Origin of the sequence: Kocuria rhizosphaerae, assembly GCF_044462265.1 — a bacterium.
In the GTDB taxonomy this organism is placed as follows: Bacteria; Actinomycetota; Actinomycetes; order Actinomycetales; family Micrococcaceae; genus Kocuria; species Kocuria rhizosphaerae.
Genome location: NZ_JBISWL010000011.1, coordinates 1 through 12,303, shown reverse-complemented (window position 1 = coordinate 12,303; position 12,303 = coordinate 1). Strand labels below are relative to the sequence as shown.

Below are 12,303 nucleotides of genomic sequence, written 5' to 3'. Positions count from 1 at the left end.
GGGGTCGCCGTCGTCGTACGGACGGTAGAATCCCAGATAGAGCCGGTCTGGTCGTGCTAGTGTTCTCGTCGGCACGGCACGGAGTGGTCGTTCACGCATGGCTCACGAAGCCCTTCCCACACCTGCGGTCCGGCATCTGCGGTGTGCCGAGCAGAATCGAGGTCCTGGTCTGAGCGGAACCCTGGCGGTCGTCCCGTGCTCCTCGGCGTTCAATCACCTGCGTCCCGGGTCGCGCCCCTTCACCAGCTCCGCCCTCAGGGGACGGAACGTCGTCGCCCACACGCTCAGCACCCTGGCCGGATGCCCCTCCGTCACGGACATCAATGTCCTCACTGATGAGCGGTCCCGCGGTGAGATTGAGGAGTGCCTGACCGGTTCGCTGATCGGGACGCGCGTGCTGCTGCTGCCGACTGTCCCCCCTGGAACCGAGGTCAGGTCGCTGCTGGCACATTCTGCGCACCTGGCCGCGGAGCAGGGTTGCACCAACGTTCTGGTGCACCGGCTGACGCACGCTCTGACGAGCGCTCGGCTCATCGGCTCGGTGGCGGAAGCACTGGAGTCGGACAACGACGTCGTGGTCCCAGCCATTCCGGTGGTGGACAGCATCAAGGTCGTTCGTGACGACGGAACAGGATTGATCTCCGACGCCGTGGATCGCGATCTGGTCAGGACCCTTCAGAGCCCCTGGGGCTTTTCCGTGGAAGCGCTGCGGCTTGTCGAGGACCTGCCTCCTGTCCGGACCGACGGCCCCTGGAGCGGGGCGACGTCGGTGCGTCAGTCCTTCGTCGCTCTGGCTCACGGCATCGCGAAACACATGGGCCGCGAGGTGACGGTGCTGCCGGGGGAGATGCAGGCGATCCCCATGATCTCCCTCGTGGACATGATCCGCGCGGAGATCTTCCACGAAGGCAGTGCGGCCTTCCGCAAGCTCTGAAGGCTACGCCTCGAGCAGCGCCTCGGCCAGTTCCCGGTCCACGACCAGGACGTCCACCAAGCCGCCACGCAGGGCGCCGCTCACTGCTCGTGCCTTCTGGGCGCCCTCGGCGACGGCAACCACGGTGCGGATGGCCTTCAGGGTCTCCAGATCGATGCTGATGACCCGCTCGTCCGCCGGCGAGCTGACCAGTCTGCCCTCCGCGTCGAAGAACCGGGTGCACGCGTCCCCCACGATAGGGGAGTTCTCGAAGCGCTCCGCCTCCTCCTCGGTGAATGCCATCGACTCGACGATCGCGGCGGTGGAGCCGTGATGGATGCTGCCGATGCCGATGATGGCGATGTCGGCCTTCCCTGCGTCCTTCAGCACCTCACCGATCGCCGGCTCCGTGAGCAGCGTGTCCCGAGTCTTGACCGACCGCACCACGGCGGGGGCCAGGAGCGGGCGGTAGTGCGCTCCCAGCTTCGAGGCGAGCCCACGTGCCACGGCATTGGGATTCTGACTGGCGTCCACGGTGGAGAAGCCGCCCACCAGAGGGAACACCTCCAGATCGGGATGAGGGGGGCCTTCCTCGAGATGCGTCACCACTGACTGCACAGTCCTACCCCAGGACAGAGCGATTCGGCGTGCGTCGTCGATGTGGTCCCTCAGCCACGCAGCGCCGACCGAGCCCACGGCATCCAACGCCGATCGGTGCGGGCCGCCCACTGCGACCAGGCACTTACCGATCCGGAACTTCTCCTGCAGCGCCTCTTCCAGGTGGTGGCCGCGGGCCACCGGTTCGTGAATGCGGATCTCCACGATTCCTGCCTCTCGGGCAGCCGTCAGGATGCGCGAGATGTTCGACCGGCTGACCCCGAGTGCTAGAGCGATGTCACTCTGGGACCTGTTCTCCAGGTAGTACATGCGTGCGGCGCGGGCGAGCATGGCCGATTCACGGGGTGCTGGCATGCACGGCTCCACGGTGGCGCTTGCGGCATCGCCTCGGAATGCCAGGTGATGGAGTGGCCACTCGTGCCGTCTCGGCTGATGGCCACGCGCGGGAGCAGATCTCCCGGGGAAGTGGTAGGCCTGTTCCTGTCCACAGCACAGCCTGAACTTCCATATGGGGAGTGTACAACAGGGAAATTCTGGGATCTGTCCACTGTCCGATCGGCGACGGACGGCGGGATGGGCGCGGGGCCCTGCCGATGCCGATGTCGTGCAGCCGTGTCAGCGGAAGAGTTCGCCGCCGGGTCCGATAGGGGCGTGCACCCCCACACCGCTGATGGGCTCGCCCATCCAACTGCGGCACGTCCAGGGTCGTGTGCCCTCCTGCGTCTCCTCCAAAACCACGACTCCCGTGTTCTCCAGAGGACGCTGCCCCAGGGTCGCCGCGTCGAGATTGTCCGTCCGTCGGGCGGTCCAGCAACGGATTGCCGTGCCGTGGCCGATGATCGCGACGGTCTCCAGTCCGGCATCACGGCCGGTCTGCACGGCCTCCTCGATGACTGCGTCGTATCGGGCGAAGAAGTCCTGGCCGCTCTCTCCGCCCGGCATGGGCCGATCGAGCTCACCATGCGCCCAGGACAGCACGACGTCGTAGTACGCATCGATGTGGCTCGGATCATCGGACAGCTCCCACTCCGGGGCCTGGATCTCGTGGAGGCCGTGCCGTTGAGCCGGCACGAGGCCGCGCGCCCGAGCCAGGGGTTCCGCGGTGAGGTGCGTGCGGACCATGCTCGAGACCCACAGCGCCCCGATGTCCTCGTCCGCCAGGGCGTGGGGCAGAGCGGCTGCCTGCTCATCCCCCAGGGGCGTCAGGATCGGCCCGGGGATGCGAGTGTCGATCACGTCGTCGGCATTGGGCTGAGTCTGACCGTGGCGTATGAAGAGGAGTCGCATGGCCCTCACTCTACAGCAAGTGATTGTTCAGTCGTAAATAGTGATTGAATGATCATCGAGGGGTAGGGTGGTGCTATGGGATCAACTGAACGACGCTCCGGCATCCTGCGGCTCCTGGAGGCCACCGAGAGCGTGAGCGTGTCGGAGCTGGTGGACGAGCTCGGAGCGTCGGAGGCCACGGTGCGGAGGGATCTGGTCCAGCTCGACCGGGAAGGCGTCCTGCGGCGCACGCACGGTGGCGCGCGCCGACTGTCGCTGCGCGGAGTCACCACGCCCTTCGCCGGGCGCACCTCTGTCAACCCGGACGCCAAGAGACGCATCGCCGCGGCCGCCGCCGCCATGCTCGCCGCTCATGAGAGCGTCATCCTCGACGGCGGCACCACCTGCCTGGAGGTTGCCCGCCGCCTCCAGGATCACAGTCTGCGCGTGGTGCCGCTGTCCTTGCGGGCTGCGACCGTCCTGGGGGAGGCGGGGATCCATCTCACCTTGTGCGGCGGGGACATCCGCCCCGACGAGCTGTCGTTCACCGGAGCGAACGCCGCCAGCGGGATCGCCAGGATGCGCTACGACACGGCGCTCATCTCCTGCTGCGGGTTTTCCTTCGGTGAGGGCGTGACCTCCTACGATGCCGAGGACGCGGCCGTCAAAGCCGCGGCAGTGCACTACTCGAGTCGCGTGATCCTGCTGTGCGACAAGACCAAGTGGGGCAGGACGGCCTTCGGCTGGCTCGCGGACTCGGCCGAGCTCACCACCATCGTCACGGACCACGTGCTCACTCCCGAGGAGGAGTCCTCCGCCGCAGACGCAGGGGTGGAGGTCGTCACGGTCTAGATCTGGAGTCTGTCTCGGCCATCGAGTGGTGCCCCGGGGTTCTGGCGCGCGATCTGGTGGGTGAGGCGGCTCGGTCGGAGAAGCTCATGGGCGACGACGAACTGCGAATCGCCGAGGAGCTCCAGGCGACCGGCACCTTCTGGACGGAAGCGCATGGCATCAGCCCGATGATGGCCGGTGTGGCCCTGGGTGAGGCCGGGGGCGTTCGCCGATTCCGCTTGGCCGGCTTCGCCTGCTGCATCGGTGCCGCGCCGTGGCGCACCTCCCGCACGGATGACCTGCGCTACGCCGGAACTTCAGTGGCACGATGACCTACTCGACCAACTGCATACACTTTTGCAAGGACGGGCAGGATCAAATAGGGAAAAGCCGTACATCGAGGGGGTTGTGACCCCCAGTGGTGATGTGCAACACTCTGAGGGCAAGGAAAAGTGCATACACTTTTGAAGTGGCCCGCACAGGGTTTGCGAGAGATGGAGAGAATCAATGGATGCAGCGTCCATGGGGATGACGGCCTGCAGCGACGCTGTTGCCGCCGAGCCTCGCAAGTTGGTCTCGTACGCTCACCAGCAGCTGCGGGACGCCATTCTCTCCAACGCCATTCCCGCTGACACCACGCTGAGCCAGGTGCAGCTGGCCAAGCAGCTGGGCCTGAGCCGGACGCCGTTGCGGGAAGCGCTGCGCCTCCTGGAGCACGAGGGTCTCGCCACGGTCGAGGTCAACAAGAAGGTGACGGTCGCCAACGTGTCACCGGAGGACCTCGACGCCCTGTACGCGCTGCGGATCCAGCAGGAATCGCTGGCGATCTTCGCCGCTGTCCGGGCGTTCGACCCGGAGAACGTCGACCGTGCCCGCGAACATCTCACGGGCATGGAGGACGCAGTCAACGGCCAGGACTACGAGCAGTGGGCCCAGCATCACCGGGTCTTCCACATGAGTCTGGTGGCGGGAGTGAACGACCGGTTCACCAGATCTATCCAACAGCACTTCGACCATGCAGATCGCTACCGCAGGATCTACCTCAGTGAGTCGCAGACCAACTGGGGCCGGAGCATGGTCGAGCACCGGAGCATCCTCGATGCAGTTCTCAGCAGAAAACCTGCCGAGGCGGCGGAACTTCTCGCCCGCCACTATTCCCACACCGCGAGGGGCGTGTTGACGGCCATCGACGGCGACTACACACCCGATCTCATGAACGCCGCGGTGACCATGGCGCTCAGTCTTCGGTTCCAGCAGTAAGCACCCACACGGAGCGGCCCGGGCGAGGGGCCGGACACCGTCATCCCTTTACGGCACAACACTCGATGGAGACGTCATGCCCATTTTTCGTTTGGTTCAGCGAGTCCCTGGCGGACTGATGATCATCCCGCTACTCCTGGGCGCCACGATCAACACTTTCTGGCCGCAGGTCCTGGAGATCGGCGGATTCACCCAGGCGGTGTACAAGGACGGTGCGCTGGCGATCATCGGAGTCTTTCTGGTCTGCATGGGGGGACAGCTCTCCTTCAAGGCCACCGGGCCTGTCGTGCAAAAGGGGTTTGCCATCCTGATCGGCAAACTCCTGGCCGGTGTGGCCGTGGGGCTCGTGGCCGGCTTCCTGATGCCGGACGGCACGCTGTGGACCTTGACCCCGCTGGCCATCGTCGCGGCGATGACGAACTCCAACGGAGGCCTCTACGCGGCCCTGACCTCCGAGTTCGGGAACAAGACCGACCGCGGAGCGATCGCGGTCATCTCGCTCAACGACGGCCCGTTCCTCACGCTCGTCGTGCTGGGCGCAGCGGGCCTGGCGACGATCCCGATCCTGGCCTTCGTCGCCGTGCTGGTGCCCATCGTGATCGGTTTCATTCTCGGCAACATCGATCCGGAGATGCGTGAGTTCCTCAAGAAGGGGGAGAAGCTCCTCATTCCCTTCTTCGCCTTCCCGCTGGGCGCCAACATCGACTTCAATGCCATCGTCGTGGCGGGCCCTCCCGGCATCCTCCTCGGTATCTTCACGGTGGTCATCTCCGGCGGTGGCGCCATGCTGTTCCTCCACCTGCTCAACGTCGCCAAGCGGCGCCCGAAGTCCCGGCGGAACCTGATCTCGGGAGCCGCGGAGTCCTCGACCGCCGGCGCGGCAGTGGCCACACCCGCCGTGGTGGCGGCGGCCGATCCCGCCTTCCTGCAGATCCTCGACATCGCCACCGCCCAGGTCGCGGGCTCGGTGGTGACCACAGCGATCCTGACTCCTCTGCTGACCGTGCTGATCTACAGGTGGCAGATGAAGCGAGGCATCGACCCCGAGAACGAGTACCCCGATCTGGCCGATGACGTCCCGGCTGAGCACGCCCGGGCCTGACCGCACGAGGTCGACAGAGGCCTACGAGCTCGACCAGCTCACGATGGAGACGATCATGACACCCAAGTTCCTTCTTCCCGACGCCGGAGACAACGCCGCGATCGCCACGGAGCGCATCGAAGCGGGCGAACGCATCGACATCGACGGTCGACCGGTCACTGTCCGCACGGTCGTCCCCAAAGGCCACCGCCTGTGCGTCAAGAGGATCACCTCCGGTGACCACCTGATGTCCTGGGGGTACCCGTTCGGGTATGCGACCGCACAGATCGAGCCGGGTGACTATCTGTGCAACGAGCGGATGAAAGACGTCCTGACCATGAGGAACCCCGAGGACTACGCGACCGGGCTCTCGGTCAACTTCCTCGACCGGGACACCACCCAAGAACAGGCACTGCCCGAGAACCCCGTCCTCACCAACAATCCGCGTCATCCGGACTCCGGCCGGGGTTTCATGGGATACCGCCGCGGGCCGGGCCGTGGGTGGGGCACCCGCAACGATGTGGCGATCATCGGCGTCACCTCGCGAGCGAGGTCTCTCGTGCTCGCGGCCACGGAGGAGCTGCAGGAGTACTCGCACGGCCTGGCCAACGTGGACGCGCTGACGCCCGTCGTGCACACCGAGGGGGGCAGCTCCACATTGATGCACAACAAGCACCTGCTGCTCAGGACCCTGGCCGGGTTCGCGGTGAACCCCAATGTCGGGGCGGCGGTGTTCGTCAACGACCCGGACTCGCCGGTGTCGAACGTGGAACTGCTGCAGCAGCTCACCTCCCTCGGCGGCCTCCACCTGGAGAGCACGATCCGGTACTTCGTCGCGGACGCGGACTTCGAGGACTCGGTGTCCTCCCTGGCCGCGCTCGTGCGGCCGCTGCTGGCCGCGGCGGACAAGTGCACCCGGGAACGCGCCCCCCTGGAAGGCCTGAAGCTGGGACTGCAGTGCGGAGGCTCCGACGCCTTCTCGGGGGTGACGGCCAACCCGCTGCTGGGAACCGCCGTGCAGGAGCTCCTCGACGGCGGGGCGACGGCCAACCTGGCCGAGACCGACGAGCTCATCGGCGCCGAAGAACACGTCCTGGCCCGTGTCGCGGACGAAAATGTCGCCGAGCGGTTCCTGGAGAAGCAGAACGCCTTCAAGAAGTACGCGCAGAGGCACGGCCAGACGGCCGAGGGCAACGTCTCCGGAGGAAACCTCTACCGCGGTCTGTACAACATCACGCTCAAATCGCTGGGAGCAGGGCGGAAGAAGGACCCGGACACGGCGCTGGAGCACGTGATCGGGTACGGAGAGCCCATGTCCGCACCGGGGTACTACTTCATGGACAGTCCCGGCAACGACCTGGAGAGCATCGCGGGCCAGGTCGCCTCCGGGGCCAACCTCATCCTCTTCACCACGGGGAACGGCTCGATCACCAACTTCCCCTTCGTCCCGACGATCAAGATCGTGACGACCAACGAACGGTTCCAACTGCTCGAGACCGACATGGACTTCAACGCCGGGACGCTGCTGGAGGGCGCGGACTTTGCGGACGTCGCGCACGAGCTCGTCGAACTCACCTGCCGTGTCGCGTCCGGCGAGAAGAGCAAGGGCGAGTACACCGGGCAGTCACAGGTCCAGATCTGGAGGGACTGGCGCCAAGCCGGCGACCCCGGCAGCGATGAGGCCACCGGCCCCTCCCGCACCTTCTCCGGGGAACCGCTGGTTCCGGCGGATGTGGCTGGCACGCTTCAGCCGGCTGATGCAGTGGGCTCACCGCCTGGTGACCACCGCAGGCGGATCATCGAGATACTGCCGAGCAGTCTGTGTTCGGGCCAGGTGGCGGAACAGATTGCCGCCAGAGTAAACGACTCCCTCAGGACCTTGGGGCTGTCGGACTCGTGGGAAGTTATCGCACTGCCTCATACCGAAGGATGCGGAGTCTCCGGCGGGGACGCCGAGGAGGTCTACACCCGCACGATGCTCGGCTATGCGATGCATCCCGCCGTCGATCACACGATCTTCCTCGAACACGGCTGCGAGAAGACGCACAACGACTATTTCAAGGACAGTCTGCGGACTCGCGGCGTTGAGACATCGGGCTTCGGGTGGGCGGGCATTCAACGTTCCGGCGGCATCACGGCCGTGACGGGAATCGTCGACGAGCTCGTCCACGAGCACATCCGCGCAAGAGGCGCCGGAAGCGACGAACCGACGAAGCCGGCGGGACGGATTATCGGCCTGGCCACCGCCGTCGACCCCGCAGGGCAGACCGCACGGACCGCGGTTGACGTGGTTCGCCGTCTGCTTGCCCTCGGGACCAGCGTCGTGATCAGCGAAACGGATCAGCTGTTGAGCTCGAAGGACTTTCTGGAGGGACTCACCGTCCACGATGTTCACCCCACGCTCCCGTACGCGGGAGCGGTGCAGGATCCGGGGTTGCACGTCATGGAGTGCAGTTCCTCGGACTGGCTCGAGGTCTCGACCGGCTTGGGCGCCACCGGTGCTGAGACGCTCCTGGTCTTTGCGGGTACACACCCGGTTCAGCCGCACCGGATGCTTCCAGTGCTGCAGATCGGAACGACCAGCGGCGAGAGCACGGAGAAGAAATTCGATTTCACCGTCGGCAGCGCAGATACGTCCGACACCGCCTCGGCGATCATCGACAGAATCGAGGACGTGAATCGTGGCGACTACGCGCCCGTCGTGAAGCCCCGTCCCAACGTCGGATTCCAGATTTCCAGAGGGTTCTGGGGCGTCTCGCTCTGAACCCGTGACCACACAGACCACCACCAAGGAGAAAACACCATGTCACTGCTGCTGAAGACCAAGCTCGATGCCCGCGCCGCCCAGGACACCCCCATTCGCGTCGGCTTCGTCGGGTCGGGGCGCATGGGCACCGGAGCCATCTGTCAGATCGGCAAGATGGTCGGGATCGAGGTCACCGCCATCGCCGACGTCAACACCGACCGAGCCGTGGAGGCGTTCGAGAAGTCCGAGGTCGACGCTCAGCGTGTCAGCGTGTGCGATGACGCGGAAGAGGCCAGGCGCCTCATCGAGGACGGTCAGCGGATCGCGACGTCGGACTGGCGTCTGCTGCTGGACATCGGCGTCGACGTCGTCGTCGAGTCGACCGGGATCCCCGAGGTCGGCGCTGACGTGGCGATGCAGGCGATCCTCAACCACACGCACGTCGTGATGCTCAATGTCGAAACGGACGTCGCGGTGGGGCCGATCCTCTCCTCGATGGCCGATCGAAGCGGCGTCGTCTACACCGTGGCCTCCGGGGACGAGCCCGGCCTGATCGCCGAGCTCTACGACCGGTACACCTCCCTGGGCTTCACCGTGGTGGCCACAGGGAAGTCCCCTTCGAGCATCGGCGAGTACGACCGGTACGCGACCCCGGACAGCGTGCGCGAGGACGCAGAGCGGCTGAAGATCAACCCGCACTTCCTCGTCACCTTCCGCGACGCGACCAAGACGATGATCGAGATGGCGGCCGTGTCCAACTACACCGGGCTGCGCGCCGACGTCCGGGGCATGCACGGTCCGGTGGCAGGTGTCGAGGAGATCAGCAGGTTCTTCCGTCCCAAGGCCGAAGGCGGCCAGCTCAACGGCACGGGCGTGATCGATTACGCACGGCCGCTGAAGAACGAGGACGGGAGCATCGACTTCTTCCGCTCGGTCACACCGGGCGTCTTCATGGTCATTCACACCGACAACCAGCAGATCCGGGACGACCTCGACTACCTCGACGTCTACGGGGACAACGGGTACTACGTGATGCACACCCCGTACCACCTGGTCACCAACGAGCTGCCGCTGTCCATCGTCCAGGCCGTGGACTACGGCCAGCCGACCATCTACCCCAAGAAGGGGCTGGTGACCGAGGTCTTCGCAGCGGCGAAGAAGTCGATGAAGGCCGGCGATGTCATCGACGGCGCCGGAGGTGCCGCGGTGTACTCCCTCGTCGACGACTACGAGACGTGCAAGAAGGAGAACATCGTTCCCCTCGCCCTGCTCACCAACGCCAAACTCACCCGTGACGTCGACCAGGACGAGGTCATCACCTACGACATGGTCGACCTCAACGAGGAATCGGCGCTCTACCACCTCCGTCGCCTCCAGGAGTCCATGGAGACGGTCTGACCGACAGCTTCACTGGATTTCACGACAGAAGGATCTTGAATGCGCATCGCCAACGTTGACAACCGAGCCACACTGATCATCCAGGAGGGTGACGAACTCAAGGGCGTGGACATCGAGAGATGTTCGAGACAGCTGTTCCCCTCGGACACGCGGGAACTGCTGCCCCGGCTGGACGAGCTGAAGTCCTGGTTCGACGGGAAGGACTTCTCCTCCCACAGCTTCCCCGTGACCTGGGACTCCCTCGGCAGCCCCATCGGTACCCCCCGTCAGATCTTCGCCATCGGGATGAACTACCTCGCTCACGCCGATGAGGTGGCGATCGCAGCTCCCGAGGTCCCGGCAGTGTTCACCAAGTTCGTCTCGTCGTTGTCCGGACCGAGGACCACCTCCGAGCTGCCCTCGGACAGCGTGGACTGGGAGGTCGAACTGGTCGCGGTCATCGGACGTGGTGGCCGGAACATCGCCAAGGACGACGCCTTGGACCACATCGCCGGTTACGCCGTGGGCCAGGATCTCTCGTGCCGGGACCTGCAGTTCGCCGCCGCGTCGTCCCCGCAGTTCTCGCTCGGGAAGTCCTACGCGGGGTTCGCCCCGGTCGGGCCATGGTTGACCACCGCCGACGAAGTACCCGACCCGGGGAGTCTCATCATGAAGTGCTCGACCGGAGACGAGGTGCTCCAGGAGGGGTCGACGGCGAACCTGATCTTCGACATCCCCACACTCGTGGAGCACCTGTCGTCCGTCGTCGAGCTGTTCCCCGGGGATCTCATCTTCACCGGGACCCCCGACGGCGTCGGCTTCGGCCGCAATCCGCGACGATACCTGACCTCGGGAGAGGAACTGGTCAGCTCCATCGAGGGACTGGGGGAGATCCGACAGAGCTTCGTATGATCGTCGGCGGGTCTGGAGGACTGCTGTACGGCGCGACCTCTCGTGGAGGCATCCACGTGAGGTCGCGCCGCACGGTCACCGAGGCGACCGCGGAACACGGCCCGGCCGGCAGACGTTCCTCAGGGCCTGCAGTATGCCCTGGACTGCCATGGCGTGTGTCTGCCAGGCCTGTTCCACCAGTGTCCTCACGATGGTTGTGGACGTTGATCGACTCGGGTACTTCCGCGCCTCGGCCAGGACGGTGTAGATGGCCCGGGTTCGTCTGGGCGCGCCCATGACGTCCACGATCAGAAGCCGGGCGAGGGGGCCGGCTGGCAGGCACTAGATCCGACGTCGTCGGGCCCTCGGCGTTGTCATGCGCCGATTCGTACCGCATGCCTGCGCCCGGGGGCGAACTTTTGACCCTTCCTGTGTCCTAGGTCATATGCTATCTTCGGATCTACACAAGTGTGCATTAAAAGTTTCTGATATGCACATATGTGTAATACCCTGCTCAATGAACCAGGAGATCCTCATGCGGCGCGCCTTCTTCCAGCTCGGCACCGGTGCCGCGTTCTCCACGGGCTCGCTGAGAACTGTCCGGGATCCTGTGGGTGCACAAGGTGTCGAAGCCCAGGGTGCGGGACGACGTCAAGGTTCTGAGCAGTGGTGATGTGGATGCCGACCGCGTCGCGGCCAATGCGCTGGCCGACCTGTTCGTCCCCTTCCGTACGCGCCGTTCCGTGGCTCACCGGACGCGGAGATGGGCTCGGCCAAACGCAGCTCTGCGAGCACCCCGGACGACATCCGCGGGCTTCCCGGTGCTCTGTCACGCTCGGATCCTCAGGAAGGGAACCGTGGAGGCAGTTCTCCCGACCGTGTTGGGTGATCTCGACTCCCTCGGTATCTCGGCCGTGCCCCTCCAATCGTCATGATCCTCGGGTGGCTCTCCGAGTGGCTCGGCCGGAAGAAGGGAAGGGCCCGGGGGCGCGCACGAGGAGTGCCACCCCTGGAGCATCCGGGCTCGATCCCTGGGGCGGCTATCAATCCTCCCCGGGTGGCCGCCCGAGATGCTAAGGGGACCCGGAGCCGCCCCGGAAAACCGGCTGGCTCCGAGAGGCGCCCCTCGGAGCCCACCACGCTGGACCACCCGTACGTCCTGGCGCCCGACAGTACCCCGACAGTAGATCGACATCCGCTCAGGCGGACTCTAGGAGCACGATTTTGATGTCTTATGTTCTTCCGTTCACCGAGATCGATCTGTCGGACCTGGAGGAGGTCGGGGGCAAGAACGCGTCCTTGGGTGAGTTGATCCGGAAT

General features: G+C 65.5%; 11 protein-coding genes. 9 read left to right on the top strand and 2 right to left on the bottom strand.

All coding sequences use genetic code 11. The features are described 5' to 3' along the window. Nucleotides 1–97 precede the first annotated feature (97 nt). Nucleotides 98–934, top strand: a complete 837-nt coding sequence (locus ACH9EU_RS00895; protein WP_396412042.1) for a 2-C-methyl-D-erythritol 4-phosphate cytidylyltransferase — start codon at nucleotides 98–100, stop codon at nucleotides 932–934. Between the two features lie 3 nt (nucleotides 935–937). On the opposite strand, the gene ACH9EU_RS00890 is transcribed toward ACH9EU_RS00895, so the two are convergent. Together ACH9EU_RS00890 and ACH9EU_RS00885 are read right to left on the bottom strand one after the other, a co-directional pair. Continuing rightward, nucleotides 938–1,885 carry a sugar-binding domain-containing protein gene (locus tag ACH9EU_RS00890; RefSeq protein ID WP_396412041.1) on the bottom strand — a complete coding sequence of 316 codons (948 nt, stop codon included), beginning with the start codon at nucleotides 1,883–1,885 and terminating at the stop codon, nucleotides 938–940. A 261-nt stretch (nucleotides 1,886–2,146) separates the two neighbouring features. Then, entirely contained in the window at nucleotides 2,147–2,818 is a 672-nt protein-coding gene (locus tag ACH9EU_RS00885) for a histidine phosphatase family protein (protein ID WP_396412040.1), read from the bottom strand. 75 nt (nucleotides 2,819–2,893) lie between these two features. On the opposite strand from ACH9EU_RS00885, the gene ACH9EU_RS00880 reads away from it, so the two are divergent. From ACH9EU_RS00880 to ACH9EU_RS00845, 8 genes are all read left to right on the top strand, one after another. Continuing rightward, a complete protein-coding gene (locus tag ACH9EU_RS00880) occupies nucleotides 2,894–3,649 on the top strand; it encodes a DeoR family transcriptional regulator (RefSeq protein ID WP_396412039.1) in 756 nt (251 codons plus the stop codon). Between the two features lie 86 nt (nucleotides 3,650–3,735). Continuing rightward, nucleotides 3,736–3,960 carry a hypothetical protein gene (locus tag ACH9EU_RS00875; RefSeq protein ID WP_396412038.1) on the top strand — a complete coding sequence of 75 codons (225 nt, stop codon included), beginning with the start codon at nucleotides 3,736–3,738 and terminating at the stop codon, nucleotides 3,958–3,960. Nucleotides 3,961–4,198: 238 nt separating this feature from the next. Beyond that, nucleotides 4,199–4,888 carry an FCD domain-containing protein gene (locus ACH9EU_RS00870; RefSeq protein WP_396412037.1) on the top strand — a complete coding sequence of 230 codons (690 nt, stop codon included), beginning with the start codon at nucleotides 4,199–4,201 and terminating at the stop codon, nucleotides 4,886–4,888. Nucleotides 4,889–4,964: 76 nt separating this feature from the next. Next, nucleotides 4,965–5,990, top strand: a complete 1,026-nt coding sequence (locus ACH9EU_RS00865; protein WP_396412036.1) for a 2-keto-3-deoxygluconate permease — start codon at nucleotides 4,965–4,967, stop codon at nucleotides 5,988–5,990. A 55-nt stretch (nucleotides 5,991–6,045) separates the two neighbouring features. Then, nucleotides 6,046–8,733: a UxaA family hydrolase gene (locus ACH9EU_RS00860; RefSeq protein WP_396412035.1), complete on the top strand. Its 2,688-nt coding sequence runs from the start codon at nucleotides 6,046–6,048 to the stop codon at nucleotides 8,731–8,733. A gap of 39 nt (nucleotides 8,734–8,772) precedes the next feature. Next, entirely contained in the window at nucleotides 8,773–10,113 is a 1,341-nt protein-coding gene (locus tag ACH9EU_RS00855) for an NAD(P)H-dependent oxidoreductase (RefSeq protein ID WP_396412034.1), read from the top strand. Nucleotides 10,114–10,152: 39 nt separating this feature from the next. Continuing rightward, nucleotides 10,153–11,004: a fumarylacetoacetate hydrolase family protein gene (locus tag ACH9EU_RS00850; RefSeq protein ID WP_396412033.1), complete on the top strand. Its 852-nt coding sequence runs from the start codon at nucleotides 10,153–10,155 to the stop codon at nucleotides 11,002–11,004. A 496-nt stretch (nucleotides 11,005–11,500) separates the two neighbouring features. Then, complete coding sequence (locus ACH9EU_RS00845) at nucleotides 11,501–11,656, top strand: hypothetical protein (protein WP_396412032.1); 156 nt, start codon at nucleotides 11,501–11,503, stop codon at nucleotides 11,654–11,656. Nucleotides 11,657–12,303: the final 647 nt, after the last annotated feature.